Annotated in this window: 28 protein-coding genes and 3 riboswitches; of the genes, 10 read left to right on the plus strand and 18 right to left on the minus strand. The window is 65.2% G+C overall.

Annotated elements, in window-relative coordinates:
• Window positions 1-89: 89 nt before the first annotated feature.
• The 10 genes from E8E95_RS17630 to nrdR form a co-directional block, all read right to left on the minus strand.
• Window positions 90-764 carry a TIGR02281 family clan AA aspartic protease gene (locus E8E95_RS17630; RefSeq protein ID WP_280352309.1) on the minus strand — a complete coding sequence of 225 codons (675 nt, stop codon included), beginning with the start codon at window positions 762-764 and terminating at the stop codon, window positions 90-92.
• Entirely contained in the window at window positions 751-1,506 is a 756-nt protein-coding gene (locus E8E95_RS17635) for a transporter substrate-binding domain-containing protein (RefSeq protein WP_280352311.1), read from the minus strand. Before E8E95_RS17635 ends, E8E95_RS17630 begins: the two co-directional genes overlap by 14 nt.
• A 45-nt stretch (window positions 1,507-1,551) precedes the next feature.
• Window positions 1,552-2,052: a phosphatidylglycerophosphatase A gene (locus E8E95_RS17640; RefSeq protein ID WP_280352313.1), complete on the minus strand. Its 501-nt coding sequence runs from the start codon at window positions 2,050-2,052 to the stop codon at window positions 1,552-1,554.
• Complete coding sequence (gene thiL, locus E8E95_RS17645; RefSeq protein WP_280352315.1) at window positions 2,045-3,013, minus strand: thiamine-phosphate kinase; 969 nt, start codon at window positions 3,011-3,013, stop codon at window positions 2,045-2,047. The genes E8E95_RS17640 and thiL overlap by 8 nt, the downstream gene beginning before the upstream one ends.
• Window positions 3,014-3,026: 13 nt before the next feature.
• Window positions 3,027-3,500, minus strand: a complete 474-nt coding sequence (gene nusB / locus E8E95_RS17650) for a transcription antitermination factor NusB (RefSeq protein ID WP_077522163.1) — start codon at window positions 3,498-3,500, stop codon at window positions 3,027-3,029.
• The gene (ribE, locus tag E8E95_RS17655; RefSeq protein WP_016490611.1) at window positions 3,497-3,973 is read right to left on the minus strand and encodes a 6,7-dimethyl-8-ribityllumazine synthase; all 477 of its coding nucleotides are present in this window, start codon (window positions 3,971-3,973) and stop codon (window positions 3,497-3,499) included. Before ribE ends, nusB begins: the two co-directional genes overlap by 4 nt.
• Before the next feature lie 62 nt (window positions 3,974-4,035).
• Window positions 4,036-5,130 (minus strand): bifunctional 3,4-dihydroxy-2-butanone-4-phosphate synthase/GTP cyclohydrolase II, encoded by a 1,095-nt coding sequence (gene ribBA, locus E8E95_RS17660; RefSeq protein ID WP_280352318.1) that lies wholly within the window; start codon window positions 5,128-5,130, stop codon window positions 4,036-4,038.
• Window positions 5,131-5,147: 17 nt separating this feature from the next.
• A complete protein-coding gene (locus E8E95_RS17665) occupies window positions 5,148-5,810 on the minus strand; it encodes a riboflavin synthase (RefSeq protein WP_179061853.1) in 663 nt (220 codons plus the stop codon).
• 219 nt (window positions 5,811-6,029) lie between these two features.
• Window positions 6,030-6,176: riboswitch (FMN riboswitch) on the minus strand.
• Between the two features lie 88 nt (window positions 6,177-6,264).
• Window positions 6,265-7,374, minus strand: coding sequence for a bifunctional diaminohydroxyphosphoribosylaminopyrimidine deaminase/5-amino-6-(5-phosphoribosylamino)uracil reductase RibD (ribD, locus tag E8E95_RS17670; RefSeq protein WP_280352320.1), 1,110 nt, complete (start codon window positions 7,372-7,374; stop codon window positions 6,265-6,267).
• Entirely contained in the window at window positions 7,374-7,838 is a 465-nt protein-coding gene (gene nrdR / locus E8E95_RS17675) for a transcriptional regulator NrdR (protein WP_069082018.1), read from the minus strand. Before nrdR ends, ribD begins: the two co-directional genes overlap by 1 nt.
• A gap of 112 nt (window positions 7,839-7,950) precedes the next feature.
• On the opposite strand from nrdR, the gene E8E95_RS17680 reads away from it, so the two are divergent.
• The 3 genes from E8E95_RS17680 (at window position 7,951) to trxA (ending at window position 10,128) form a co-directional block, all read left to right on the plus strand.
• Window positions 7,951-8,376, plus strand: a complete 426-nt coding sequence (locus E8E95_RS17680; protein WP_280352324.1) for a YbaY family lipoprotein — start codon at window positions 7,951-7,953, stop codon at window positions 8,374-8,376.
• On the plus strand, window positions 8,373-9,026 hold the full coding sequence (locus E8E95_RS17685) for a 50S ribosomal protein L11 methyltransferase (RefSeq protein WP_179061856.1): 654 nt from the start codon (window positions 8,373-8,375) through the stop codon (window positions 9,024-9,026). Before E8E95_RS17680 ends, E8E95_RS17685 begins: the two co-directional genes overlap by 4 nt.
• 232 nt (window positions 9,027-9,258) lie before the next feature.
• On the plus strand, window positions 9,259-10,128 hold the full coding sequence (trxA, locus tag E8E95_RS17690; protein WP_280352327.1) for a thioredoxin: 870 nt from the start codon (window positions 9,259-9,261) through the stop codon (window positions 10,126-10,128).
• Between the two features lie 58 nt (window positions 10,129-10,186).
• Here trxA and E8E95_RS17695 read toward each other — a convergent pair whose 3' ends face one another.
• On the minus strand, window positions 10,187-10,534 hold the full coding sequence (locus tag E8E95_RS17695) for a hypothetical protein (RefSeq protein WP_280352329.1): 348 nt from the start codon (window positions 10,532-10,534) through the stop codon (window positions 10,187-10,189).
• A 105-nt stretch (window positions 10,535-10,639) separates the two neighbouring features.
• On the opposite strand from E8E95_RS17695, the gene E8E95_RS17700 reads away from it, so the two are divergent.
• The 5 genes from E8E95_RS17700 (at window position 10,640) to E8E95_RS17720 (ending at window position 14,562) form a co-directional block, all read left to right on the plus strand.
• Window positions 10,640-11,206 carry a DUF2796 domain-containing protein gene (locus tag E8E95_RS17700; RefSeq protein ID WP_280352331.1) on the plus strand — a complete coding sequence of 189 codons (567 nt, stop codon included), beginning with the start codon at window positions 10,640-10,642 and terminating at the stop codon, window positions 11,204-11,206.
• A 40-nt stretch (window positions 11,207-11,246) separates the two neighbouring features.
• Complete coding sequence (locus E8E95_RS17705) at window positions 11,247-11,954, plus strand: ABC transporter ATP-binding protein (protein ID WP_280352333.1); 708 nt, start codon at window positions 11,247-11,249, stop codon at window positions 11,952-11,954.
• A gap of 1 nt (window position 11,955) precedes the next feature.
• Window positions 11,956-13,218: an ABC transporter permease gene (locus tag E8E95_RS17710; protein WP_280352335.1), complete on the plus strand. Its 1,263-nt coding sequence runs from the start codon at window positions 11,956-11,958 to the stop codon at window positions 13,216-13,218.
• 7 nt (window positions 13,219-13,225) lie between these two features.
• Complete coding sequence (locus tag E8E95_RS17715; protein WP_280352337.1) at window positions 13,226-13,744, plus strand: DUF3299 domain-containing protein; 519 nt, start codon at window positions 13,226-13,228, stop codon at window positions 13,742-13,744.
• Window positions 13,745-13,887: 143 nt separating this feature from the next.
• Window positions 13,888-14,562: an OmpW family outer membrane protein gene (locus E8E95_RS17720; RefSeq protein WP_179061863.1), complete on the plus strand. Its 675-nt coding sequence runs from the start codon at window positions 13,888-13,890 to the stop codon at window positions 14,560-14,562.
• A gap of 167 nt (window positions 14,563-14,729) precedes the next feature.
• On the opposite strand, the gene E8E95_RS17725 is transcribed toward E8E95_RS17720, so the two are convergent.
• The 6 genes from E8E95_RS17725 to E8E95_RS17750 form a co-directional block, all read right to left on the minus strand.
• The gene (locus tag E8E95_RS17725; RefSeq protein ID WP_280352339.1) at window positions 14,730-15,659 is read right to left on the minus strand and encodes an NAD-dependent epimerase/dehydratase family protein; all 930 of its coding nucleotides are present in this window, start codon (window positions 15,657-15,659) and stop codon (window positions 14,730-14,732) included.
• A complete protein-coding gene (locus tag E8E95_RS17730) occupies window positions 15,652-16,536 on the minus strand; it encodes a sugar nucleotide-binding protein (protein ID WP_280352341.1) in 885 nt (294 codons plus the stop codon). The genes E8E95_RS17725 and E8E95_RS17730 overlap by 8 nt, the downstream gene beginning before the upstream one ends.
• Window positions 16,537-16,630: 94 nt before the next feature.
• Window positions 16,631-17,401, minus strand: coding sequence for a precorrin-4 C(11)-methyltransferase (cobM, locus tag E8E95_RS17735; RefSeq protein ID WP_280352343.1), 771 nt, complete (start codon window positions 17,399-17,401; stop codon window positions 16,631-16,633).
• Between the two features lie 5 nt (window positions 17,402-17,406).
• Window positions 17,407-17,808, minus strand: coding sequence for a cobalamin biosynthesis protein (locus tag E8E95_RS17740; RefSeq protein WP_280352344.1), 402 nt, complete (start codon window positions 17,806-17,808; stop codon window positions 17,407-17,409).
• Between the two features lie 76 nt (window positions 17,809-17,884).
• Window positions 17,885-18,589, minus strand: coding sequence for a CbtA family protein (locus E8E95_RS17745; RefSeq protein WP_280352346.1), 705 nt, complete (start codon window positions 18,587-18,589; stop codon window positions 17,885-17,887).
• 11 nt (window positions 18,590-18,600) lie between these two features.
• Window positions 18,601-18,786 (minus strand): CbtB-domain containing protein, encoded by a 186-nt coding sequence (locus E8E95_RS17750; RefSeq protein ID WP_280352348.1) that lies wholly within the window; start codon window positions 18,784-18,786, stop codon window positions 18,601-18,603.
• A gap of 102 nt (window positions 18,787-18,888) precedes the next feature.
• A riboswitch (cobalamin riboswitch) is annotated at window positions 18,889-19,106 on the minus strand.
• 58 nt (window positions 19,107-19,164) lie between these two features.
• Window positions 19,165-19,364: riboswitch (cobalamin riboswitch) on the plus strand.
• Window positions 19,365-19,455: 91 nt separating this feature from the next.
• On the opposite strand from E8E95_RS17750, the gene cobW reads away from it, so the two are divergent.
• Both cobW and cobN read left to right on the plus strand, forming a co-directional pair.
• Window positions 19,456-20,514: a cobalamin biosynthesis protein CobW gene (gene cobW, locus E8E95_RS17755; protein ID WP_280352350.1), complete on the plus strand. Its 1,059-nt coding sequence runs from the start codon at window positions 19,456-19,458 to the stop codon at window positions 20,512-20,514.
• Between the two features lie 115 nt (window positions 20,515-20,629).
• Window positions 20,630-24,364 (plus strand): cobaltochelatase subunit CobN, encoded by a 3,735-nt coding sequence (gene cobN / locus E8E95_RS17760; protein WP_280352352.1) that lies wholly within the window; start codon window positions 20,630-20,632, stop codon window positions 24,362-24,364.
• A gap of 60 nt (window positions 24,365-24,424) precedes the next feature.
• Here the strand turns inward: cobN and E8E95_RS17765 are convergent, their stop codons facing one another.
• Window positions 24,425-25,318, minus strand: a complete 894-nt coding sequence (locus E8E95_RS17765) for a YihY/virulence factor BrkB family protein (RefSeq protein WP_280352354.1) — start codon at window positions 25,316-25,318, stop codon at window positions 24,425-24,427.
• Between the last annotated feature and the right edge of the window lie 87 nt (window positions 25,319-25,405).

Raw genomic sequence — 25,405 nt, forward strand, 5'->3', positions numbered from 1 at the left:
GGCAAGGCCGGCATTGTAGCAGCAGCGCTAACCGGCACGTCAGATTGAATAGTTGGGGATAAGTATCGAATGGCTCGAAGCACGCCGCCTCAGAACTTGGACTCCAGCATCAGCACGCCCTGCTCCTCACGCCAGCGCACGCGGTTGAGGAAGCTCATGCCCAGCAGCACCTCCACCGGCGCTTCGCCTTCGATGACCGCGCCTTCCACGCCCAGCACTTCGAGGCTACCGACCTTGATGCGATCGAACTTCACACGCCACGCGTTGACCGTGCCACCGGCGGTGCTGGCTTTCATCGGCAGCCCCTTCACCCGGTAGTCGATGCCCAGGCGACGGGCCTGGCCCTCGTTCATGGCGACGCTGGTGGCCCCGGTGTCGACCAGAAACTGCACCGGATGTCCCTCGATGGAGCCGGCCACCTGGTAGTGGCCGTTATTGCCGCGAGCAATGCTCAGCTGGGCTTTCTGGGGGGCCGGCGGGCTGCCGGAACCCACGGAGTCGGCGCTGGACGAACTGTAATCGCGCGAGAGGCCATAGCTGCGCTCAACCCCATCGACCCGCAATACCGCGCCCTTGCTGTCGGCGCTGATCACCTGGACGCCGCCCGGACCGGTCTGCCCGACTTTCACCAGCTTGCGCTGGCCATCGACGTTGAGCACTGCGGCGCCGGGAAACAGCCCGACCACCTGCACCTGGGTAGCGTCGGCAAGCAGCGGGGCGAGCGCCAGCACGACGGCGGCGATACACAACTCAGGGCGCGACATGGGGTTTCTCCAGTTCCTTGTCGAAGGCATAGGGTTGCTTCCAGCGCACGAACAGCGGGCGAAGCTCGCCACTGGCAACCAGTGCGTCCATACGGCGGTCGAACATGTCCGCCAGGCGGCGACCACGCGGCGTGTCGGCGAAGCCCAGGTAAAGCGGCAGGCGCATCAGCGGCGTGATGCGGTACTTGTCGGGCTCGGCGGAACCCTCCAGCACATCGTCGACTTCGGTGCGGGCATCGATGTAGAAATCCACGTGTCCGAGTTCGAGCATCGAGAGGATGCCGCTGCGCCGCTGGATTTCCTTGAAGTGCTTCAGGTTGGGCAGGTAGTCCTGGTAGTCGTAACCACGAATCCAGGCCAGGCGGTACTGGCCGAGGGTAGCGAGGGTGGGCACCGGGGTGGAACGCAGCGAGAGTGCAGTGACCTGGTCGGCATCGTAGTGCCAGCGCGGGTAATAGGCGCTCTGCACCTCATTGCGGTATGAACCCATCCAGGCGTCGGCCTCACCACGTTCCACCAGGCCAATGGAGCGGGTATAGGGTACGGAGTGAATCTTGAGCTGGATGCCCTCGGGCTCGTAGACCTTGCGCAGGATGTCCCACCCAAGCCCCTTGCCGTCCGCTTCGGTGTGCTCGGGCCAGACCTCGCTGGCGAGGTGGATTTCGTTGGACGGGAGCTCGTCGGCCGATGCTGCGGGGAGCAGCAGGCAACCGATCAGAAGCGCCAGGAACCAACTCCGCATGACTCGTCCTCTACCCGCTCATCGTGGCCACGGGTCCTTATAAGACTAGGCCACGCCCCAGACGATGAGTTGCATGGCCAGCCAGGCGAAGACGCCCGCCAGCACATCGTCGAGCATGATGCCCACGCCGCCGTGGACATGACGGTCGATCCAGCGGATAGGCCAGGGCTTGAGGATGTCCATCACGCGGAACACCAGGAAACCCAGCAAAAGCCAGTGCCAGCCTTCCGGCACCAGCCAGAGGGTGATCCACATGCCGACCATTTCGTCCCACACGATCCCTTCATGGTCGTGTACGCGCAGGTCATCGGCGACCTTGCCGCACAGCCAGAAGCCGAACAGCATGGTCAGCCCCAGCATCAGCCAGTAGCCCCAATCCGGCAGCATCTGCCAGAGCGGAATGAAAGGCAGCGCCACCAGCGAACCCCAGGTACCCGGCGCCTTGGGCAAGGTACCCGAGCCAAAACCGAAGGCGATGAAATGCCAGGGATTGCTCCACACCGAGTGGGGGATGGGTTGCGGCGTGGCCGATTCGCGATCAGTCACCTTGACTCCCGAAATGTTGATAGCCCAGGGCCGGCGGCTGCAATTCGATACCGGCGGCGTCCAGCAGGTGCACACCCTGCCCGACTTCCACGCGACCGATCACTGCCACTTCCGGCCAATCCGCCAGGATGGCGGCCAGCTCACTGGCGGGCAGGGTAAAGGCCAGCCGGTAGTCATCGCCACCGGACAGCGCACAATTGCGTGCAAATTCGCTGGAAAAGAGTCCTTCGAGGGCGGCAGACAGCGGCAGCTTGTCCGCATCCACCCACAGTGCAACGCCCGACGCGGCGGCGATATGGCCGCAGTCCGCGAGCAGGCCGTCGGAGATGTCCAGCGCGGCGGTGGCACGTCCGCGCAGCGCCTGGCCGAGGGCCAGTTGAGGTTGCGGCGCCCAGTAGCGTTGCAGCAGGTAATCCGCTTCCGGCCCGTTGTGCTTCAGCTCGCCCAGCACCAGCGGCAATGCGCCGCCGCCATCGCCCAGGCTGCCACCCACGCAAAGCAGGTCTCCCGGACGCGCACCGGCGCGGGTCAGTGCCTGGCCGACAGGCACACGACCGAAGACGGTGAGGGTCAGGCTCAGCGGCCCGCGAGTGGTATCGCCACCGACCAGGCCGATCCCGCAGCCGCTCGCCATGGCGCAGAGGCCACGGGCGAAGCCGTCGAGCCAGTCGGCGCGTGCGGCGGGCAGGGTCAGGGCAAGGGTGAAAGCGATGGGCTTGCCGCCCATGGCCGCCAGGTCGCTGGCGGAAACGGCCAAGGCACGATGGCCAAGGAGGAAGGGGTCGGCGTCATCCGGAAAATGCACGCCCGCCACCAGGGTGTCGGTGGAGACCGCCAGCTGCTCGCCAGCCGGCAGTTGCAGCAGGGCGCAGTCGTCGCCAATGCCAAGGGCAATGCCTTCGCCTCCGGCCGCACAGGCGGCGGAGGCGAAGAATCGGCGGATCAGCTCGAACTCACCCACGCGCTATCTGCAATCAGCGCTTGCCGCCGCGGACTTCCGCAGCACGCAGGCGCGGTGCCAGCTTGTCCAGCACGCCGTTGACGAACTTGTGCCCGTCGGTGGCGCCAAACACTTTGGCCAGCTCGATGCCTTCGTTGATGACCACACGGTACGGCACGTCCTGGCGGTTCATCAGTTCGAAGGTCGACAGGCGCAGGATCGCCAGCTCTACCGGGTCCACTTCTTCGAGGGCACGGTCCAGGCAAGGCAGGAAGGCCGCGTCGATCTCGGTCTTCTGGCGCGGCACGCCGTGGAGGATCTCGTGGAAGTAGGCGCCATCGACGCTGCTGAAATCGTTGTCGACGCGGAACTGCGCCTCGATTTCGTTGAGCGGCTGACCGGCGATGTGCCAGGAGTAGAGCGCCTGCATCGCCAGGCTGCGGGCCTGGCGACGGGCTGCGATCTTGCCTTTCGGTGCCTTGGGCGCCGAACCGTCTGCGTTGCTCACTTGGCCTCCAGGGCAGCCAGCAGGCTCACCATCTCCAGGGCGGACAGGGCAGCTTCGGCACCCTTGTTGCCGGCCTTGGTGCCGGAACGCTCGATGGCCTGCTCGATGGAATCGACGGTCAGCACGCCGAAGGCGACCGGAACGCCGAACTCCATGGAAACCTGGGCCAGGCCTTTGGTGCACTCGCCGGCAACGTATTCGAAGTGCGGGGTGCCGCCACGAATGACCGCGCCGAGGGCGATGATGGCGGAGTACTCGCCTTGCTGGGCGACCTTCTGGGCTACCAGCGGGATTTCAAACGCGCCAGGAGCGCGGATGAGGGTGATGTCGCTTTCGCTGACACCGTGGCGGACCAGGGCGTCTACGGCGCCGCTCACCAGGCTTTCCACGACGAAGCTGTTGAAACGGCCGACCACCAGGGCATAGCGGCCTTTGGGGGCGATGAAGGTACCTTCGATGGTCTTCAGGGACATGGGCGAGTTCTCGTCAATTAAAGAGCGAGGGCCCCGGCCTTGACGGCCAGAGCCCTGCGGGATCATTCAGCGGGCAGGTATTCTACAACTTCCAGGTCGAAACCGGATATCGCGTTGAACTTCATCGGCGAGCTCATCAGGCGCATCTTGCGCACTCCGAGGTCGCGAAGAATCTGCGATCCGGCACCGACGGTGCTGTAGGTCGTCGGGTTGGTGACACGGGTTTCCGTGCCCAGCTGGCGCTCCAGGTGGGCCAGCAGCTGCGGACCGGTCAACGGGTTGCCCAGCAGCAGCACCACCCCACTGCCGGCCTTGGCCACCGCGCTCATGGCGGCGCGCAGGCTCCAGCGGCCTTCCTGGTTGACCATGAACAGGTCGCGCAGCGGGTCCATGTTGTGCACCCGCACCAGGGTTGGCTCTTCCGGGCAGATCTTGCCGAGGGTCAGGGCCATGTGTACGTCGCCTTCCACGGAATCGCGGTAGGTCACCAGGTTGAAGTGGCCCAGTTCGCTGTCCAGCGGCTGCTCGGCGATGCGCTCGACGGTGCGCTCGTGAATCAGGCGGTAGTGGATGAGGTCGGCGATGGTGCCGATCTTGATGCCGTGCTCGGCGGCGAAGGCCTCAAGCTCGGGGCGACGGGACATGGTGCCGTCGTCGTTCATGATCTCGCAGATCACGCCGCTGGCCTCGAAGCCGGCCATGCGCGCCAGGTCGCAGGCCGCCTCGGTGTGGCCGGCACGAGCCAGCACGCCGCCCGGTTGGGCCATCAGCGGGAAGATATGGCCGGGGCTGACGATATCGTCGGCCTTGGCACCCTTGGCCGCAGCCACCTGCACGGTGCGCGCGCGGTCGGCAGCGGAAATGCCGGTGGTCACGCCTTCAGCCGCCTCGATGGAGACGGTGAATTTGGTGCCGAAGCCGGAACCGTTGCGCGGCGCCATCAGCGGCAGCTTCAGCAGTTCGCAGCGCTCGCGGGTCATCGGCATGCAGATCAGGCCGCGGGCGAAGCGGGCCATGAAGTTGATGTGCTCGGCCTGCACGCATTCGGAGGCCATGATCAGGTCGCCTTCGTTCTCGCGATCCTCGTCATCCATGAGGATGACCATCTTGCCCTGGCGGATGTCTTCGATCAGTTCGTCGATGTTGTTGAGAGCCATGGGCCCTCCTTCTGAATTCAGTGTTTGAGGTAGCCGTGTTCGGCGAGGAAGCTTTCGGTCAGGCCGGAGGACTGGGGCTCGGCCGCCTTGTCGCCCAGCAGCAGGCGCTCCAGGTAGCGGGCCAGCAGGTCGACCTCGAGGTTCACGCGGCGGCCCGGGCGGTAGTCGACCATGATGGTCTCGGCCAGGGTATGCGGGACGATGGTCAACTCGAACTCGGCACCATTCACCGAGTTCACCGTCAGGCTGGTGCCGTCGACGGTGATCGAGCCTTTCAAGGCAATGTATTTGGCCAGTTCACGCGGTGAGCGGATCCTGAATTGCACGGCGCGGGCATTGTCTTCCCGTGCGATGACTTCGCCGATGCCGTCGACATGGCCGCTGACCAGATGGCCGCCAAGGCGGCTGGTGGGCGTCAGGGCCTTTTCCAGGTTGACCGGGCTACCGGGCTTGAGGTCGTCGAAGGCGGTACGCGCAAGGGTTTCGCGGCTGACGTCGGCCCAGAAACCGTTGCCGGGCAGCTCCACGGCGGTGAGGCAGACGCCATTGACCGCAATGCTGTCGCCCAGTTTGACGTCACCGAGATCCAGCTTGCCGGTTTCCACCAGGACGCGAACGTCACCACCCTTGGGGGTGATCGCGCGGATGGTGCCGATGGCTTCGATTATGCCGGTGAACATGGGACCTCCAGAGCTCGCAGCGAACCGGCCGAAGCCGGCGAAAGACGCATTATAGGCGCCCGCCCCTCGCCCGCGCGCAGGCAAGCCGCCGGCGCCGGAAGGATGTGGGCTGTTGCATGTGACATCGATGTAACTCCTGTTTCGTGAAAAACAGGGCATATCGGATCGAATGGGATCTGGCAGGCGCAGGCACGGACGTACCCTGACCCAGGCAGGCAATCCCGTTCTCTCTTCATCCGGACTGTTACCGTCGGCCCCGGAATCTCACCAGGTCTGCTGACCCTGCCAGAGGCAGGCGCTCGCGGGCTATGCACAAGCAGTGCAATTACCGCCGGTGGGGACTTGCACCCCGCCCTGAGAACGTTCCAGCCAGCGTTGAGCTGGCTGGCAGGCGTTTTATCACAGTCGTGGCGAACTTGCATCGGCCTGTTCGGCCATGTTGGCAGCGGGAAAATCAGGCAGTAGAGCGAGGCACCGCGATGACGCGCCAGTCGTCGCCCACGGCGCGCATCTCCAGGATCTTCAATTCCTGCGCCTCTGCCATCCGTGCCAGCGGCCAGTCGAGCAGCGGGCGGGCACTGGAACCCAGGAACTTGGCGGCGATGAAAATCTGGTACTCATCCACCAGGCCGGCACGGGCAAAGGCCCCGGCGAGGCTCGGGCCGGCTTCCACCAGGACCTCGTTGACGCCACGACTGGCCAGCTCCTGCAACAGCTTGTGCAGGTCGACGCGACCATCCGCCCCCGGCAACGGCAGCAGCTCGTGACCCGGATAGGCATCCTGAGCAGCCGTGTTGGCGGTGGCCACCAGCGTCGGGCCCGCCTGGAAGAACGGTGCCGACAACGGCACTCGCAGGCGCCCGTCCACCAGTACCCGCAGCGGCGGGCGACTGACCGCCAGCGCAGTGAGTTCGGAATCGAGACCCAACTCGTCGGCACGTACGGTCAGGCGTGCGGCATCGACAAGCACGGTGTCAGCGCCGGTCAGCACAACGCTAGCGCGAGCACGCAGACGCTGCACCGCCGAGCGGGCCGCCGGGCCGGTGATCCATTGGCTTTCGCCACTGGCCATCGCCGTGCGGCCATCGAGGCTCATGGCCAGTTTGACCCGGACGAAGGGCAAGCCCTGTTCCATGCGTTTGATGAAGCCGGCATTCAGGGCACGCGCCTCGACCTCCAGAACGCCGCTCTCCACCGCGATGCCGGCATCTGCCAGGCGCTGCAGGCCACGGCCGGCGACCTGGGGATTGGGGTCCTGCATGGCCGCGACCACTCGGCCGACGCCTGCAGCCACCAGAGCATCCGCGCAGGGCGGCGTACGGCCATGGTGGCTGCAAGGTTCGAGGGTGACGTAGGCAGTGGCGCCGCGCGCCAGCTCTCCGGCCCGGCGCAGGGCATGGACTTCCGCATGGGGTTCGCCAGCGCGCACGTGCCAGCCTTCGCCGACGACCTGGCCATCACGCACGATGACGCAACCGACGCGGGGATTGGGATGGGTGGAGTAGATACCCTTGCGCGCCAGCTCCAGGGCGCGGGCCATGTAGGCCTGATCGCTGGCGGCCATCAGTCTTTCGACGGCTCGCGGGCCAGGCGTTCGATTTCCTCGCGGAATTCGTTGAGGTCCTGGAAGCGGCGATAGACCGAGGCGAAACGGATGTAGGCGACTTCGTCGAGCTTCTGCAGTTCGAGCATCACCAGTTCACCCAGCACCCGCGACTTCACCTCGCGCTCGCCGGTGGCGCGCAGCTTGTGCTTGATATGGGCAATGGCTGCTTCCAGACGCTCTACGCTTACTGGACGCTTCTCCAGTGCGCGCTGCATGCCGGCGCGCAACTTGTCCTCGTCGAAGGGCTGGCGACTGCCGTCCTGCTTGATCAGCCGGGGCATGACCAGTTCGGCGGTTTCGAAGGTGGTGAAGCGCTCTTCGCAGGCCAGGCATTCCCGGCGGCGGCGCACCTGGTCGCCCTCGGCGACCAGCCGCGAATCGATGACCTTGGTGTCGTGGGCGCCGCAGAATGGACAATGCATGGCGTTCGAGGGGCATCTGCAGAAAAGGGGGTCCATGGTAGCGCATCCCGGGGGCAAGACAAGCCGACGGCTTTGCGCTATAAGCCCCGCGCACCAGTATCAGGAAGCCCAGATGCGCCCACTCATCCCCCTGCTCCTCACCGCGCTGCTCGCGGCTTGCGCCAGCGAAGAACCCGCCCCGGAACTGCCGACCCCGGCACCGCAGGTCAAGGTGGAAACCACGCCCGCCCATATGCGCGAGCTGAGCGGCGTGCTGAATGCGCCACCTTCCGGCAGCGAGGTCGAACTGGCGCTGATGTCGATCGATTCCCGCGACCGCCCGCAGCGCCTGCTCGGCAGCCTGTTGCTGAACGGCAACGGCGGCCCACTGCCCTTCCGCCTGCTGTTCAACCCGGAATCGTTCCCCCGCGGCGAGCGCGTGGAGCTGCGTGGGCGCGCGAGCCAGTCGGGGCAGCTGATCCTCAAGCTGCAACCGCGCCTGATCCTGCAGCCTGAGAACCAGGTCCTCGGCCCGTTGCAGATGGTTCCGGCACCATGAGCGCACCGGCAGCACTGCAGCAGGCACTGGTCCAATTGCTGGGTGACGCCAGCCTCAGCGCGGAAACCCTGCCCGGCACCGATCTCAAGCTATGGCTGATCGATGCCAACAACATGGACCGCGCCTTCAGCCCCGAAGAGACCCGGCGCATCCTCGAAGAGCCGCCCTACTGGTGCTTCTGCTGGGCCAGTGGCCTGGCATTGGCTCGCTGGCTGGCCGAGAGGCCGGAGTGGGTCGCTGGCAAACGCGTGCTCGACTTCGGCGCGGGTTCAGGCGTTGCCGCCATTGCCGCAGCCAAGGCCGGTGCCGCCGAAGTGGTGGCCTGCGACCTCGATCCACTGGCACTGGAGGCCTGCCGCGCCAATGCCGAACTCAACGGCGTGGAGCTGAGCTATTCGGCGGACTTTTTCCAGGAAGAAGACCGCTTCGACCTGATCATCGTCGCCGATGTGCTCTACGACCGCGCCAACCTGCCGCTGCTCGACCACTTCCTCACGCGCGGCCGCCAGGCCCTGGTGGCCGACTCGCGGGTACGCGACTTCCAGCACGCGCTCTATACCCGCCTCGCCGTGCTGGACGCCTGCACCTGGCCGGACCTGGCAGAGCCGGCGGAGTTTCGTCATGTGAGCCTGTATCACGCGATTCGGTGATGGCCTGCTTCGCTGGTGGCGCAAAGCGATGTGGGGGCGAATTCATTCGCTAAGCAGGCCGAAGGTCTGCCCCTCGGATTTCAGGGTCTGCTTCGCAGCCCTTGGCGAATTAATTCGCCCCCACAGTTGAAGCAGGCCGTGCCATCTGCAAGCTCCGAGCTCGTGCAGGCATATTCATCCCCCTTCGCCAGCCGTATGATTCGCCCATCCCTTCGTGCCTTCGAGTGCCCAGATGAGCGACATTCCCTACATCTTCGATACCACCGGTGCCGACTTCGACCAGGTGGTGATCCAGAACTCCTTCCAGAAGCCCGTGCTGGTGGATTTCTGGGCTGACTGGTGCGCGCCCTGCAAAGCGTTGATGCCGCTGCTGGCGCAGATCACCGAGTCCTACCAGGGCGAACTGCTGCTGGCCAAGGTGAACTGCGATATCGAGCAGGACATCGTGATGCGCTTCGGCATCCGCAGCCTGCCCACCGTCGTGCTGTTCAAGGACGGCCAACCCGTGGACGGCTTTGCCGGCGCCCAGCCGGAGTCGGCTATCCGCGCCATGCTCGAGCCCCATGTACAGATGCCCGCCACGCCCCAGGGCAACCTGCTGGACGCTGCCCAGGCCGCCTTCAGCGAAGGCCGTATCAGCGAAGCCGAGAACCTGCTCAAGCAACTGCTCACCGAAGACAACACCAACGCTGCCGGCCTGATCCTCTATGCCCGCTGCCTGGCCGAACGCGGTGAACTGGGCGAAGCGGAAACGGTGCTCAATGCGGTCAAGAGCGACGAACACAAGCAAGCCCTGGCTGGCGCCCGTGCCCAGTTGACCTTCCTCCGCCAGGCCGCCAGCCTGCCGGAAGTGGCCGACCTGAAGTCCCGGCTCGCACAAGACGCCGGCGACGACGAAGCGGTTTATCAGCTGGCGATCCAGCAACTCTCCCGTCAGCAGTACGAGCCGGCGCTGGACAGCCTGCTCAAGCTGTTCGTACGCAACCGTGGCTATGAGAGCGGCCTGCCCCACAAGACCTTGCTGCAAGTGTTCGACTTGCTGGGCAACGACCATCCGCTGGTCGCCACCTACCGCCGCAAGCTGTACAACGCGATCTACTGATCCGGCCCTGCCCTGTGGGAGCGAATTCATTCGCGATTGAAATCGCTCCCACAGCGGCTCAGCCCCTCCAGATATAAAGGGGCGCATCCTCCCGCACTTCGACATGCACCTGCTCGCTGTGGCGCAGACGCACCAGCAGGCGCTTGCCCGCTGCAATGCCACCGGCCAGACCTTCCAGTTCCGCCAGCAGACGAGGACCTTCCATTTGCCCGGCCTCGCGCAACAACTGCTGGGCGGTCTCCCAAATCGTGTCACTGCGCGGCGCGCTCGGAGCCTTCGGCGCTGCCGGAGCCGGGGCCGCCATCTCGGGCGTCAGGCGACTGGCCAACTGGTCCCAGTCCTCGGCATCCATTTCAACCGTCAGGTCGACCGGCCAGTCGCCGATCTGTCCGCGAATTCGCAGCATGTCCCACTCCTCCAGAAACGAATGCGCAATGCTCCCATGGTGTTGGCGGGCTGCCTACATTTGTTATAACGTAACGCAAATTTAGCCATCTCCCGGAGCCCCGTCATGCGCCGCCTGCTGCTCGCCCTGCCCTTCGCCCTGCTGCCCCTGGCCGTCGCCCAGGCCCACGAGCACGACCATGATCACGAACACGGCAGTCTCGGTGTCCATGAACACGGAGTGGCGCAGCTGAATGGCGTACTGGACGGCAAGACCCTGGAACTGGAGTTGGAAAGCCCGAGCATGAACCTCGTGGGTTTCGAGCACGAGGCCAGGAGCGATGCCGACAAAGCCAAGGTGGCGGCCGTCCGTGCAGAACTGGAAAAGCCCCTGGCGCTCTTCGCCCTCCCCGGGACGGCGGACTGCAAGGTCGCATCCCAGGAGTTGGAGAGTCCGCTCTTCGGCGCTGACGAGCACCATGACGAACATGCCGAAGGTCATGACCACGATCACAGTGAAATCCACGCCCATTACCAATTCGAGTGCGCAAACCCCAGCGCCTTGAAAACCCTGGATCTTGCAGGGCTGTTCCAGCGTTTCCCCGCCACCTTGAAAATTCAGGTACAACTGATCGGCCCCAACGGCCAGCAAGGCGCGGAACTCAGCGCCAGCAACGCCAGCCTGAGCTTCTAACCTTTCGCAGACACAGCCGGGGCAACCCGGCTGGAATCCCATGAGCCAGACACTGATCGACCTCCAGGGGCTGGGCTTTGCCTGGCCCGGCCATCCGGAACTGCTGGATATCCCCGAATTCCGCCTGCAACGCGGTGAAAGCCTCTTCCTCAAAGGCCCCAGCGGCAGCGGCAAGACCACCTTGCTGGGCTTGCTCGGCGGCGTACAGAAGCCCGGCCGTGGCAGCATCCGACTGCTCGGCCAGGACCTCGCCTCGCTGTCGGCCAGCGCTCGCGACCACTTCCGCGTGGACCATACCGGCTACATCTTCCAGCAATTCAACCTGCTGCCTTTCCTGTCGGTACGGGAGAACGTCGAGCTTCCCTGCCGCTTCTCGCGCCTGCGTGCCGAACGTGCACGCCAGCGCCACGGCAGCGTCGATGCGGCGGCAGCGACCCTCCTGCGCCATCTCGGCCTGAAGGAAGAACTGCTGCAACGCCGCGCCGACGCACTGTCCATCGGCCAACAACAACGGGTAGCCGCCGCTCGCGCACTGATTGGCCAGCCTGAACTGGTGATCGCCGACGAACCGACCTCGGCCCTGGATGCCGACGCCCGCGAGGCCTTCCTGCAACTGCTGTTCGCCGAATGCCGTGAGGCCGGCTCCAGCCTGCTGTTCGTCAGCCATGACCAGAGCCTGGCCCCGCTGTTCGACCGCAGCCTGTCGCTGGCGGAACTGAATCGCGCCGCGCGCATCGAGGAGGATTGAGATGTATCTGCTGCGCCTGGCCCTGGCCAGCCTCGCCAACCGTCGTTTCACCGCGCTGCTAACGGTCTTTGCCATTGCCCTGTCAGTCTGCCTGCTGCTGGCGGTCGAGCGCGTTCGAACCGAAGCCCGCACCAGCTTCGCCAGCACCATCAGCAGCACCGACCTGATCGTCGGCGCCCGCTCCGGCTCCGTGAACCTGCTGCTCTATTCCGTATTCCGTATCGGCAACGCCACCAACAACATCCGCTGGGACAGCTTCGAAGCGATCAGCCAGGACAAGCGGGTGAAGTGGGCCATCCCGATTTCGCTCGGCGATTCCCATCGCGGCTACCGCGTGATGGGCACCAACGCTGCCTACTTCGAGCACTATCGCTACGGCCGCGGCCAACCCCTGCAATTGGCCGAGGGTAAGCCCTTCGCCGATATGTTCGAGGTAGTCCTCGGCGCCGAAGTGGCCGAAGCCCTGCACTACAAGCTGGGGGACAAGCTGGTGCTGGCCCATGGCGTCAGCACCGTCAGCCTGATGCAGCACGACGACAAGCCCTTCTCGGTGGTCGGCATCCTCGCCCGCACCGGCACCCCTGTGGACCGCACCCTGCACATATCCCTGGCCGGCATGGAGGCCTTGCACGTCGACTGGCAGAACGGTGTGCCCGCCCGCGGCGCGGGCAAGGTCAGCGCCGATCAGGCACGCGCCATGGACCTGCAGCCCAAGGCCATAACGGCCTTCCTCCTCGGCCTCAACAGCAAGATCGCCACCTTCGCCTTGCAACGGCAGATCAACGAGTACCGGGGCGAACCCTTGCTGGCGATTCTCCCGGGCGTTGCCCTGCAGGAACTCTGGAGCCTGATGGGTACGGCGGAGAAGGCGCTTTTCGTGGTGTCATTGTTCGTCGTGCTCACCGGGCTGATCGGCATGCTCACGGCCATCCTTACCAGCCTCAACGAGCGTCGCCGGGAGATGGCCATTCTCCGCTCGGTCGGCGCACGGCCCTGGCATATCGGCAGCCTGCTGGTGCTGGAAGCCTTCGCCCTGACCCTGGCAGGTGCTGTGCTGGGGCTGGGCCTTCTCTATCTGGGGATTGCGCTCAGCCAAGGCTACGTGCAAGCCAACTATGGCCTCTATCTGCCACTGGCCCTGCCCAGCCCCTATGAGTGGACGCTGCTCGGCGCTATTCTGGCCGCCGCCCTGCTGATGGGCGTAGTGCCAGCCTGGCGTGCCTATCGGCAGTCGCTGGCCGACGGTCTGTCCATTCGCCTGTGAGACTTCCATGACGCGCATCCTGCTGGCCCTGCTGTTGACGCTTTCCTCCCCGCTCTGGGCCAGCGAGGTACGCGAACTCACCTGGGCCGAAATGATTCCGGAAGGTGCGCCGCCACCTGCGCCGCCGGCCCCTATCCACGATCTGTCGCAGCTGTCGGACGCGCTCCAGGCGGAAGCCGGCCCGGCGGCCACACAACAGTCGCCGGCGGCTCCGGTGGTCCAGGCGCTGGATGGCCAGGACGTGAAGTTGCCGGGCTATATCGTGCCGCTGGACGTGACGGAAGAAGGCCGCGTGACCGAGTTCCTCCTGGTGCCCTACTTCGGCGCCTGCATCCATGTCCCACCACCGCCGTCGAACCAGATCGTCCACGTGAAGAGTGAACTCGGCGTACTGATGGATGCCCTCTACCAACCCTTCTGGATCGAAGGACCGCTACAGGTAAAGGCCAGCAGCAGTGACCTGGCCGAGGCGGGCTACCAGATGGATGCGAGCAAGATCTATCCCTACGAATCGCCTTCCAACTGAACCCTGAATACGCCAAGGCCCGGTTTTCACCGGGCCTTTTTTGTATGCGCGTTCAGCGACATTGCTCTGGATCAAGATACAAAGCTTCCTAATTACTGACACTGGCGCCAGCCCAACACATATAGAACTGACTGGAGCCTTTCATGCGCAAGCATCTTCTCACCGCCTCCCTTCTCGCCCTTGCCATCGCATCGCCCCTGGCCCAGGCCCACAAGGCCGGCGATGTGATCATTCGCGCCGGCGCCGCCACCGTCGACCCGAACGAAGACAGTTCCAACCTGTCGCTTGCCGGTACCAAGGCGGGCGGCACCAAGGCCACCCTGGATAGCGACACCCAGCTGGGCCTGACCGGCGTTTACATGCTGACCGACCACGTGGGCCTCGAACTGCTGGCCGCCACGCCCTTCCAGCACGAAGTCGGTGTGAAGGGCCTCGGTGGCGCACTGGACGGCAAGCTGGCTGATATCAAGCACCTGCCGCCGACCCTGAGCCTGCAGTACTACCCGATGGACCCGAACTCGGCCTTCCAGCCCTATGTCGGCGCCGGCCTGAACTACACCCTGTTCTTCGACGAGGATTTGACCAGCTCGCGCAAAGCCCAGGGCTTCAGCAACCTGGACCTGGACGACTCCTGGGGTCTGGCCGCACAGGTCGGCATGGACTACATGCTGACCGACCACATCCTTCTGAACGCCGCCGTCTGGTACATGGACATCGACACCAAGGCCACGACCGATCTGGCGGGCGTGGGCAAGGTCAAGGTCGATGTGGACGTAGATCCGTGGGTCTACATGGTGGGCGTCGGCTACAAGTTCTGAGCGGGATAATCCTGGGGGAACACTCCCGCCAAAAGGCGCCTTCGGGCGCCTTTTTTTGTGCCTGTAGCTTTGGGGGGGACAGGGTTCGACGGGGAGTCAAAGCCCGGATCAACCCCGCAGGTGTACATCAGGTGCCCTACGGGATTGGGTAAACAGGCGGTCGGGGCTCAGCGTCCCAACAGGCGTGCCACGCCCTGCTTGAGCGGGGTGTGCTTCGGGAAGTCGTAGCGCAGCAGCAGGCGGGCATTGCTGGCCCGGGAATGGCGGATATCCCCAGCTCGAGCTTCGGCATAGGTCACCGGAGGCAGATCGCCCAGCACTTCGCCGATGGCGGCGAGCAACTCCTTGAGACTGGTCGCCCGGTTCAGGCCCACGTTCACCGGGCCGACCTCGAGCCACTCAGCTTCCAGCGCCTGCACCAGCACCTGCACCAGGTCGCCGACATAGACGAAGTCACGGGTCTGCTCGCCGTCACCGAACACGGTGATCGGCAGGCCGGCCATGGCGCGCTCAATGAAGATGCTGATCACGCCCGAGTAGGGCGAAGACGGGTCCTGGCGAGGACCGAAGATGTTGAAGAAGCGAAACACCGCCGGCTCCAGACCATGCTGGCGGCGGTAGAAGTCCAGGTAATGCTCGCTAGCCAGCTTGTCTGCCGCATAAGGCGTCAGCGGTGCTTTCGGCGTGTCTTCATCGATGGCTGTGCCTTCGCCGTTCTGGCCATAGACCGCCGCACTGGACGCGAAGATCACCCGCTTCACACCCTCTGCCCGCATGGCTTCGCAGACATTCAGGGTGCCAATCAGATTGCTCTGGTGCGTCGCCACCGGGTCATCCACCGAGGCCTGGACGGAAGCGACCGCCGCCAAGTGGGCAACCGCCTTGCACCCGGCCATCGCCCGCATCACCAGCGCAGCGTCGGCCACATCACCTTCGATCAGCTCCAGACGCGGGTTGTCCAACGGCAGGTTGGCACGCTTGCCGGTGGACAGATTGTCCAGCACGCGCACGGCATGGCCACGGGCGAGCAGCACGTCTGTGAGATGGGAGCCGATGAAGCCGGCGCCGCCTGTGATGAGGATGGGAGAATCAGCCATGACGGTAGTAGCGATCCAGCAGAGTCGGCAGGGCAGCACGCCAGGCGCGCGGCTTGATGCCGAAGGTATGAAGGATTTTCTTGCAGGCCAGCACCGCGTTCTGCGGCTCATCCACTGCGTCCGGGCGAGCGGCGTGGGCCTGCGGAGTGATGTCCTGCACCTTCAACTGATGCAGGCTACGAGCCTCGCTGAGCAGTGCTTGTCCCAGCGCCAGCGGCGTGGTGGCCTCGTGACCGCCGTAGTGATAGGTGCCCCAGAGCGGCGCCTGGCAATCCAACTGTTTGATCACGGCCAGCAACACACGTGCGGCGTCGTCCACCGGCGTCGGGTTGCCGCGACGATCGTCAGCCAGGCAAATCTCGTCGGCTTGTTCAGCGCGACTGAGGAAGCGTCCCAGCGAGCCATCGCGGCTGTCGTCGAGCAACCAGCCAAAGCGCAGCAGCACATGCTTGGGACAGGCGGCACGGACGCTCTGCTCCATCCGCCAGATGGCCTGGCCACGTTCGCTGAGCGGAACGGTTTCGTCCTTTTCGCTGTAAGCAGTGGCACGGGAACCGTCGAACACCCGATAACTGGAGGGCTGCAGCAGAATGATCCCGTGATGCTGGCAGAGTTCGGCAAGCCGCTCCACGCCACGCTCCTGGGCTGCCAGGCGCACATCGCTGACTTCGTCGGCCTGGAACCAGTCGAAGTAGTAGGCGAGGTTGATCACGGCGTCGGGCCGGGTGTCATCGAGCAACTGGGTCAGGCTGGCGGCATCCCAGCCCTGTTCGGGCGGACGCGGAGCGAGAAAACCTACGTCTTCCTCGGCCCCCAGGCGAATCAGCGCCTGTCCGAGTGAATTGCCGCCACCCAACAGCATCAAGCGCATTCGCATAGAGAAAGAGGTCGCTTAAAGCCGGTTATAGGGAGTAGGCGGGCAGACCCGCCGCATAAGAGCCGCATTCTGCGGGTTTCACCGGCGTACGTCACTAGCCGCGTGGCGGTTGCGACTTGCCCGGCCGGTAGAGGTGGACGTGGTCTGCCCGGTACAGGGACGAATCGGCGAAGCCTTCGGCAGCCAGCACCTCCCCTACCAGGATCAACGCGGTACGACGGAAATCCCGCGCCGCCACCTTGGGCAGGATGTCTCCCAGGGTGCCGGTGACCTGCTCCTGATCCGGCCAACTGGCGCGATGGATCACTGCGATCGGGCAGTCGGCGCCATAGTGCGGCAGTAGCTCTTCGACGATCTTCGCCAACTGGCTCACGCCGAGATGGATGGCCATGGTCGCGCGATGCCGCGCCAGGTCGCCCAGTTCTTCACCCTCCGGCATCCGCGTCTTGCTCGCGTAGCGGGTGAGAATCAGCGTCTGGGAAACCTCCGGCAGGGTCAGCTCACACCCCAGCAGTGCGGCGCAGGCGGCAGTGGCGGTCACTCCCGGCACCACTTCGTAGGGAATGTTCCGTTCACGCAGGTGACGAATCTGCTCGCCAATGGCCCCGTACAACGAAGGATCGCCGGAATGCACACGCGCCACATCCTGGCCGTTGTCATGGGCTTGCGTCAGCAGGGCGACTATCTCATCCAGGTGCAGTTCGGCGGTGTTCACCACCAGCTCGGCGCTGTGCCCCGCCAGCACCGCTTCGGGTACCAGCGATCCCGCGTAGAGAATCACCGGACAGGTGCGGATCAGCCGCTGGCCCTTGACCGTGATGAGTTCCGGATCGCCGGGGCCGGCGCCGATGAAGTAGACGGTCATGACCGTTAGGCCTCCAGATGAACACAGGCCAGCGCGCAAGTGGCGCTGGCGCTGCGACGTTTGTCGATCAACAGGGTGGCGCGAGTACCGAAGAGGGCCTCTGCCTGGGCCAGCGCGGCGGCCTCGGCCACTCCTGCGCTGCCGACGGCCTCGCGAACCTGCTCGGATGGCTGGCTCAGGCGAGACTCAAAGGCGGCGAGAATATCCAACGGAACGCCGTGCAGCGGCAATTTCAGTTGCTCGGCCAGGGCGATCAGCCCCGGCTCCACGGTCTTCGCCTCGTTGCTGGCCAGGGCAACCAGCTCATCAAGCGAGACGTCGGCCTCGGCAAGGCATTGCAGCAACAGGGCCCGCAACTCATCCGCCGCGCAGCCACGTCGGCAACCCAGTCCGGCAACCAGTTTCATGGGACGCATCATCGTAGGAGCGAGCTTGCTCGCGAACCGGGAGTTCCTTCGCGAGCAAGCTCGCTCCTACAGGCAGTCATGCTTGGGAGTGACGCTGGTACAGCCAGGCTGCGGCCCAGCCGAGCACCATCCAGAACGCGGCATTGGTGATCAGCGAAGCCACGATGAACTCGTGCCCCAGCGCTTCCGGCGCCAGGCTGGAGTGCACTTCGGGTTGTGGCGCGCCAATTACATGCGGAATCACCAGAACGACGATGCCGACCACACGCAGCGCCCAGTGATGGCCAAAGGCGATCAGGGCGAGACCCGCGGCAGTGGAGGCAGCGGTGCCGATCCACCAGGTCTGGCGGTGCGCCAGGTCGGCGGCTGCGGTACCGGGCAGTTCCGGTGGCAGGCCGAGTGACGGTGCGAGGGCAAAGGTGGCGAAACCGCCCAGGCCCCAGAGCAGGCCCTGCCAGGAACGGCTCGGGCCGCGCAAGCTGAACAGCCCGGCGAGGATCAGAGCGAAGCCAACGGCCACCACCAGGTTGCTGCCACCGGTGGACAGGGTCCGCTGCCAGCCATCTTCCGGGGCCCAGGCCTCGTCACTGTGTTCATGGGTGTGCGCGACAGCCACGCCGCCATGCTCATGGTCGTGCTCCACCTGTGCGGCAGGTTCGGCGCTTTCGTAGGTTTCCGCCTGGAGAATCAGCGGGGTTACCCAAAGGCTCTGCAGCAGGGTCAGCACCAGGGCGGCGATCAGGCCGGCGAAACCGGCGGTCTGGGCGATGCGCTTGATCATCCGGAAATCACTCAATGGCAGGGGAAAGCGGCACTGTGGCGGGTGTCGTGCGCGGCGTTGTGCACGGCTTCGACATGCGAGAAACCGGCGAAATACACCAGGGACAGGCCGACCAGGATAGTGCCAATAGCCAATACGAGGCGCTGGGCCAGGGTCGAGGAGGAAGCGGCGGAATGGGACAGGGTGCGGCTGGACATGGAGGTTCCCTCTGCATTGATAACGATACCGGCAGAGGAACGCGCGCGAGGGAAGCGGGCGCAGGCGCACCCAGATTTCCGGCTTGCGCCCGCCCACCGCGGGTTGCCAAAACGTGATCAGGCCGGTCTCCGGGCTCGCGACGCCTGCCAGGGGCAGGATGGGCATGCCTTCCCATGCCGTGTCGGCACAGTGGCGTACTTAACCCTACGATCGCTTACCGTTGCGGGGGCAGCGTCGGACTAGTCCTAAAAAGGACGCACCGACTTCCCGTTTCACCTCGCGTACGGCGACGCGAGGCACCTGAAAAAACCGTGCTAGGACATCACGAGTCCGATCAAGCGTCAACTGTCACGATTGACCGCCTCCCGCCTGCTGCGTAGCCTTCGCCCTTTCGAGGTTCTCCGGTCGATGCGCCGGAGCTAAGAGGGAACGTGGTCAAGGCCACGGCTGCCCCCGCAACTGTGAACAGCTGATGTCTTATCCACAGCCACTGCCCCACCCGGGGCGGGAAGGCGGAAAGACGGCGCGCCGCGCCAGGCTGTGAGCCAGGAGACCTGCCTCGACGAAATTTCAGACAACCGGGCGGGGTGATCCGGTGGCGAATTCGTTGCGCGGGGCGAGTCCCGCTGCGTTCGTCATGCCCGCCGACCGACCACGCAGAGGCGCGCATGAAAACCCTGGCCAAGCTCCCCGTCACCATCGTTACCGGCTTTCTCGGCGCCGGTAAGACCACCCTCCTGCGCCACATGCTGGACAACGCGGAAGGTCGCCGTATCGCGGTGATCGTCAACGAGTTCGGCGAGCTGGGCATCGACGGCGAAATCCTCAAGCAGTGCTCAATCGGATGCACCGAGGAAGAGGCCGTGGGCCGCGTCTTCGAGTTGGCCAACGGCTGCCTCTGCTGCACCGTGCAGGAAGAATTCTTCCCGGTGATGCGTGAGCTGGTGGCCCGTCGTGGTGACCTCGACCAGATCCTCATCGAAACCTCCGGCCTGGCGCTGCCCAAGCCGCTGGTCCAGGCCTTCCAGTGGCCGGAAATCCGCAATGCCTGCACCGTCGACGCCGTGATCACCGTGGTCGACAGTCCAGCCGTGGCCGCCGGCACCTTCGCCGCGCACCCCGAGCAGGTAGACGAGCAGCGCAAGCAGGACCCGAACCTCGACCACGAATCCCCCCTGCATGAGCTGTTCGAAGACCAGCTCGCCAGCGCCGACCTGGTGGTGCTGAACAAGGCCGACCTGCTCAGCCCGGAAGCCCTCGCCGCAGTACGCGCCGAAGTGGCCGAGGAACTGCCGCCGGCAGTGAAGATCGTCGAAGCCAGCTCCGGCAAAATCCCGCTCGATGTCCTGTTGGGGCTGAACGCCGAGGCCGAATTGCACATCGACAGCCGCCCCACTCACCACGACCACGAAGGTCATGAAGACCACGACCACGACCACGACGAGTTCGACTCCTTCCATGTCGACCTTCCGGAAGTCGAAGAAGCCGCGCTGATCGCCGCCCTCGGCCAGCTTGTGGAGCGCCATGCCGTCCTGCGAATCAAAGGTTTCGCCGCCATCCCCGGCAAACCCATGCGCCTGCTGGTCCAGGGCGTCGGCAAGCGCTTCGACAAGCACTTCGACCGTAAATGGCTGACCGACGAACCCCGTGGCACCCGCCTGGTGGTGATCGGTCAGGAGCTGGACCAGGCGGTGATCGTCAACGAACTGCGTACGGAGCTGGCATGAAACGCGTTCAACTCCCCTCTCCCTCCGGGAGAGGGGCCGGGGGTGAGGGCAACCTCCGCGCGCTGGGACTTCCCCTCACCCCAACCCTCTCCCAAAGGGAGAGGGGGTAAGAGCCATGCACCTCCTCCGCACCCAGCCCGGCGGCTTCGTCCCCGACGACGGCATCGCCCACCTGGCCCAGACGCCCGCCGAACTAGTGATCCTCTGCAGCGGCGATTCGCATCTGGCGCTACTGGCCGAAGCCGCCCGCGAATTGCCCGAGGACTACCCGAGCCTGCGCCTGGCCAACCCCATGCAGCTGCAGAATCACGCCTCGGTGGACCTCTACGTCGACGAGGTGCTGCAGCACGCCAAGGTCATCCTCATCTCGGTGCATGGCGGTGTGGGTTATTGGCGCTACGGCATCGAGCAGCTGGTGGCACTGGCCGAGCGCGGCGCGAAGCTGATCCTGGTGCCCGGCGACGACCGTCCCGATCCGGAGCTGGCCAGCCTGTGCACGGTTTCGGCCGAAGATGCCGAACGTCTTTGGCAGTACCTGCGCCAAGGCGGACTGGACAATGCGCGCCAGCTGTTCGGTTGCGTGGCCAGCAGTTGGCTGGGGCGGGATTACCCCTGGACCGAACCAAGGGTCCTCCCGCGCGCTGCCCTCTACCACCCACGCATTCGCCCGGCGCAATTGGCGGATTGGCAGGCCGAATGGCAAGCCGACCGGCCGGTGGCCGCCCTGCTCTTCTACCGCACCCACCTGCAAGCGGCGAATACCGCCTTTATCGACGCTTTCTGCGAGCGCCTGGCCGCCCAGGGCCTGAATCCCCTGCCCATCGCTGTCGCCAGCCTCAAAGAGGCCGAGTGCCTGGAGGCCGTGGAAAACTGGCTGGACGTCGCAGGTGCCGGACTGATCATCAACACCACGGGGTTCGCCCAGTCCAACCCGGACGCCCCCAGCCTGCGCCCCTTCCGCCGTGACATTCCGGTGCTGCAGGCCATCTGCTCACTGGACAACGAACCGCTCTGGCGGGAAAACCCGCAAGGCCTCGGCCCGCGCGACCTGGCCATGCACATCGCCCTGCCGGAACTGGACGGCCGCATCATCACCCGGCCCATCAGCTTCAAGGGCATGGCCTGGCGCAGCGAGCGCAGCCAGAGCGACGTGGTCTGCTACCTGCCGCATACCGAGCGCATGGACTTCGTCGCCGAACTGGGTCGACGCTGGTGCGCGCTTTCGCACAAGGCCAATGCCGACAAGCGCGTGGCGCTGATCCTCGCCAACTATCCCACTCGCGATGGCCGCATCGGCAACGGCGTAGGTCTGGATACCCCCGCCGCTGCGCTCAACATCCTTCGCGCGCTGGAGGCCGAAGGCTATCCGCTCGCCGGACTGCCGGAGACCGGTACCGCGCTTATCCACAGCCTGCTTGGCGGCGTCAGCAACGATCTGGACAGCCTCGACCTGCGTCCCTGCGCCCAGAGCCTGGCCCTCTCCGACTACCTCGACTGCTTCGCCCGGTTGCCCGAAGCCAATCAGCGTGCCGTGCGCGAACGCTGGGGTGAGCCGCAGCAGGACCCAATGTTCCGCAGCGGCCGCATGATGGTCGCCGGTCTGCGCTTCGGCCTCGCCTTCGTCGGCATCCAGCCGGCGCGCGGTTACCAGCTCGATCCCGCGGCCATTTACCACGACGCCGACCTGGTACCACCCCACGGTTACCTCGCCTTCTACTTCTGGTTGCGCGAGGTGTTTGCCGCCGACGCACTGATCCACGTCGGCAAACACGGCAACCTGGAATGGCTGCCGGGCAAAGGTGTCGGCCTGTCCGCCGAATGCTGGCCGGATGCGGTAATGGGCCCGCTGCCGAACATCTACCCCTTCATCGTCAACGACCCCGGCGAAGGTGCGCAGGCCAAGCGCCGCGCGCAGGCGGTGATCATCGACCACCTGATGCCGCCGTTGACCCGCGCCGAGAACTACGGACCCCTGCGCGACCTGGAGCGCCTGGCCGACGAGTACTACGACGCCTCCCTGCTGGACCCGCGCCGCGCCGTGCAGCTGCGTGGGGACATCCTCGAATTGGTGAAGGCCACCGCCCTGGATCGCGAGCTGAACCTGGTCATCAACGACGACCCGGAAAGCTGGCTTCCGCAACTGGATGCCTACCTCTGCGACCTCAAGGAATCGCAGATTCGCGACGGCCTCCACGTGTTCGGTGAATCCCCGAGCGGACGCCTGCGCGACGACACCCTGCTGTCCCTGGTGCGGATTCCGCGCGGCGACGGCAAGGGCGCCAACGCCAGCCTGCTACGCGCCCTGGCCAGCGACCTGCAACTGGGCCGCGACCCGCTCGACCTCAACTTCGCGGAGCCCTGGGATGGCCCGCGTCCGGCGGTGCTTGAGGCCGTCAGCGACGAGCCTTGGCGCAGCAACGGCGACACCCGTGAACGCCTGGAAATGCTGGCGCTGGGCCTGATCGAAACCACGGACTTCGGCTCCATCGGCCCCGCCAGCGACGCGGTTATCCACAACCTGCGCGCAGTGATCGCCCCCAGCCTGGATGCCTGCGGCAGTGCCGAGATCGGCGGTGTGCTGTCTGCCCTGGAAGGCCGTTTCGTTCCGCCCGGCCCCAGCGGCGCACCCAGTCGCGGACGTCTCGACGTGCTGCCCACGGGACGTAACTTCTTCACCGTGGACGTACGCAACCTGCCCACACCCACGGCCTGGCGCCTGGGCTTCCAGTCCGCCAACCTGCTGCTGGAACGCCATCTGCAGGACCACGGCGACTACCTGCGCCAGCTCGGCATTTCCGTCTGGGGCACCGCCACCATGCGCACCGGCGGCGACGACATTGCCCAGGCCCTGGCATTGATGGGCGTGCGCCCGGTTTGGCAGGCCGGTAGCCAGCGCGTGGAAGACTTCGAAATCCTGCCGCTGTCCCTCCTCGACCGCCCACGGGTGGATGTGACGCTGCGTGTGTCCGGTTTTTTCCGCGATGCCTTCGCCAACCTCATTCGTCTGTTCGACGCCGCAGTGCAGGCGGTGGCTGAGCTGGACGAACCTGAGGACATGAACCCCCTCGCCGCCCGGGTGAAACAGGAAAGCGCGCGTCTCACGACCGAAGGCATCAGCCTCGAAAACGCTCGCCTGCAAGCCGGCTGGCGGGTGTTCGGTGCCCAGCCCGGCGCCTACGGCGCTGGGGTGCAAGGCGCCATCGAGGAACGCCAGTGGCAGGACCGCGCCGAACTGGCCGAGGTCTACCTCAACTGGGGCGCCTACGCCTACGGCGCCCAGGATGCCGGTACGCCAGCGCGGGAACGCTTCGCCCAACGACTGCAAGGCCTGCAAGCCGTGCTGCAGAACCAGGACAACCGCGAGCACGACATCCTCGATTCCAACGACTACTACCAGTTCCAGGGCGGCATGCTCGCCGCCGCCGAAACCCTGCGCGGCGAGAAGGTCGCCAGCTACCACGGCGACCACAGCCAGCCGGATCTGCCACGCATCCGCTCCCTCAAGGAAGAACTGGCCCGCGTGGTCCGCTCCCGCGCAGCCAACCCGAAGTGGATCGCGGGCATGAAGCGCCACGGCTACAAGGGCGCCTTCGAGCTGGCGGCGACGGTGGACTACCTCTTCGCCTTCGACGCCACCAGCGAACTGGTGGACGACCACCAGTACCAGCTACTGGCCGATGCCTACCTGCTGGACGACGACACCCGCGAGTTCATCCGCCAACACAACCCCGAAGCCCTGCGCGACATCGCCGAACGCCTGGTGGAAGCTCAGCAGCGCGGACTCTGGGAAAACCCTGGCGAATACCGTGAGGCCATTGAAAACCTGCTGATGGACAGCGAGGAAGGCTGAGGCCCGGAGCCCACGTGCAGACTGGCACTCCGCCTGTTGGGTTTCGTTCCTCTCCCCAACCTACTGGGGCGAGTGTTCCTCGTCCGGGCTGCGCTCCCCTGGCTCCTTGCCCTCTCGCGACAAGTGTTCGATCACCGCATTGAGCTCGGCGCCCAGCAACAGCACCGCCGACGAGATGTAGAGATAAAGCAGCAGGATGATGATCGCGCCGATGCTGCCGTACATGGCGTTGTAGGTGGCGTAGTTCTTCGCGTAGTAGCTGAAACCCAGCGATGCCAGCAGCCAGACCAGCACGGACAACACCGATCCCGGCGTGATGAATCGGAACTCTTGCTTCACATCCGGCAGCAGGTAATACAGCGCGGCCACCACCATCATCAGCAGCAGTACCGCAACGGGAATGCGCAGCCACTCCCAGAGGACGACCATCACCGCCTCGATGCCCAACTGCACGGACAGCCAGTTGATCACCTGTGGGCCCGTCACCATCAACGCCGCGGCCGTCAGGAGGAAAATCGCAACCCCGATGGTGTAAACCAGCGAGAGTGGAATGCGCTTCCATGCCGGACGCGATTCCTCCACGAAGTACGCGCGGTTCATCGCGTCCATGCTGAATCGGATGGCCGAGGAGGATGACCAGAGCGCCACCACCGCCCCCACGGAGAAGAGCCCCGGTTTCTGCGTCTGCAGCAGTTCGATGACGGGTTGCACCATAGCCATGGCATCTGCGGGCAGCACCAGCGACGCCTGAATTTGCAGCCACTCGAAGAACTCCGGCAAATGAAGGAAGCCGATCAGCGCGATGAGCAGCAGCAGGAAGGGGAACAACGAGAAGAATGCCTGGAACGCCAGCGCCGATGCATAGGTCGGGAGTTCGTCACTCATGAACTCTTTCAACGTGCGAACGACGATGGTGCGCCAACTCACGTTGTCCAGCCGCAGGAAACGGAACATGGGTGGCTCGCTCTTCCTCTCCCTTGTCAGCCAGTGGACGGGCGGGACCGCCGGGTAGTTCAAGTCGAAAGCTGGCGGGCCACTGCG

This window comes from Pseudomonas sp. BN414, from assembly GCF_029871275.1.
In the GTDB taxonomy this organism is placed as follows: domain Bacteria; phylum Pseudomonadota; class Gammaproteobacteria; order Pseudomonadales; family Pseudomonadaceae; genus Metapseudomonas; species Metapseudomonas resinovorans_C.

What these genes read in the sequence shown, in the direction of transcription:
- E8E95_RS17630 (WP_280352309.1), bottom strand. Translation starts at nt 764, where the DNA reads ATGTCGCGCCCTGAGTTGTGTATCGCCGCCGTCGTGCTGGCGCTCGCC.
- E8E95_RS17635 (WP_280352311.1), bottom strand. Translation starts at nt 1,506, where the DNA reads ATGCGGAGTTGGTTCCTGGCGCTTCTGATCGGTTGCCTGCTGCTCCCC.
- ribE (WP_016490611.1), bottom strand. Translation starts at nt 3,973, where the DNA reads ATGTCCCTGAAGACCATCGAAGGTACCTTCATCGCCCCCAAAGGCCGC.
- ribBA (WP_280352318.1), bottom strand. Translation starts at nt 5,130, where the DNA reads ATGGCTCTCAACAACATCGACGAACTGATCGAAGACATCCGCCAGGGC.
- E8E95_RS17665 (WP_179061853.1), bottom strand. Translation starts at nt 5,810, where the DNA reads ATGTTCACCGGCATAATCGAAGCCATCGGCACCATCCGCGCGATCACC.
- ribD (WP_280352320.1), bottom strand. Translation starts at nt 7,374, where the DNA reads ATGGCCGCCAGCGATCAGGCCTACATGGCCCGCGCCCTGGAGCTGGCG.
- nrdR (WP_069082018.1), bottom strand. Translation starts at nt 7,838, where the DNA reads ATGCATTGTCCATTCTGCGGCGCCCACGACACCAAGGTCATCGATTCG.
- E8E95_RS17680 (WP_280352324.1), top strand. Translation starts at nt 7,951, where the DNA reads ATGCGCCCACTCATCCCCCTGCTCCTCACCGCGCTGCTCGCGGCTTGC.
- E8E95_RS17685 (WP_179061856.1), top strand. Translation starts at nt 8,373, where the DNA reads ATGAGCGCACCGGCAGCACTGCAGCAGGCACTGGTCCAATTGCTGGGT.
- trxA (WP_280352327.1), top strand. Translation starts at nt 9,259, where the DNA reads ATGAGCGACATTCCCTACATCTTCGATACCACCGGTGCCGACTTCGAC.
- E8E95_RS17695 (WP_280352329.1), bottom strand. Translation starts at nt 10,534, where the DNA reads ATGCTGCGAATTCGCGGACAGATCGGCGACTGGCCGGTCGACCTGACG.
- E8E95_RS17700 (WP_280352331.1), top strand. Translation starts at nt 10,640, where the DNA reads ATGCGCCGCCTGCTGCTCGCCCTGCCCTTCGCCCTGCTGCCCCTGGCC.
- E8E95_RS17705 (WP_280352333.1), top strand. Translation starts at nt 11,247, where the DNA reads ATGAGCCAGACACTGATCGACCTCCAGGGGCTGGGCTTTGCCTGGCCC.
- E8E95_RS17710 (WP_280352335.1), top strand. Translation starts at nt 11,956, where the DNA reads ATGTATCTGCTGCGCCTGGCCCTGGCCAGCCTCGCCAACCGTCGTTTC.
- E8E95_RS17715 (WP_280352337.1), top strand. Translation starts at nt 13,226, where the DNA reads ATGACGCGCATCCTGCTGGCCCTGCTGTTGACGCTTTCCTCCCCGCTC.
- E8E95_RS17720 (WP_179061863.1), top strand. Translation starts at nt 13,888, where the DNA reads ATGCGCAAGCATCTTCTCACCGCCTCCCTTCTCGCCCTTGCCATCGCA.
- E8E95_RS17725 (WP_280352339.1), bottom strand. Translation starts at nt 15,659, where the DNA reads ATGGCTGATTCTCCCATCCTCATCACAGGCGGCGCCGGCTTCATCGGC.
- E8E95_RS17730 (WP_280352341.1), bottom strand. Translation starts at nt 16,536, where the DNA reads ATGCGAATGCGCTTGATGCTGTTGGGTGGCGGCAATTCACTCGGACAG.
- cobM (WP_280352343.1), bottom strand. Translation starts at nt 17,401, where the DNA reads ATGACCGTCTACTTCATCGGCGCCGGCCCCGGCGATCCGGAACTCATC.
- E8E95_RS17740 (WP_280352344.1), bottom strand. Translation starts at nt 17,808, where the DNA reads ATGAAACTGGTTGCCGGACTGGGTTGCCGACGTGGCTGCGCGGCGGAT.
- E8E95_RS17745 (WP_280352346.1), bottom strand. Translation starts at nt 18,589, where the DNA reads ATGATCAAGCGCATCGCCCAGACCGCCGGTTTCGCCGGCCTGATCGCC.
- E8E95_RS17750 (WP_280352348.1), bottom strand. Translation starts at nt 18,786, where the DNA reads ATGTCCAGCCGCACCCTGTCCCATTCCGCCGCTTCCTCCTCGACCCTG.
- cobW (WP_280352350.1), top strand. Translation starts at nt 19,456, where the DNA reads ATGAAAACCCTGGCCAAGCTCCCCGTCACCATCGTTACCGGCTTTCTC.
- cobN (WP_280352352.1), top strand. Translation starts at nt 20,630, where the DNA reads ATGCACCTCCTCCGCACCCAGCCCGGCGGCTTCGTCCCCGACGACGGC.
- E8E95_RS17765 (WP_280352354.1), bottom strand. Translation starts at nt 25,318, where the DNA reads ATGTTCCGTTTCCTGCGGCTGGACAACGTGAGTTGGCGCACCATCGTC.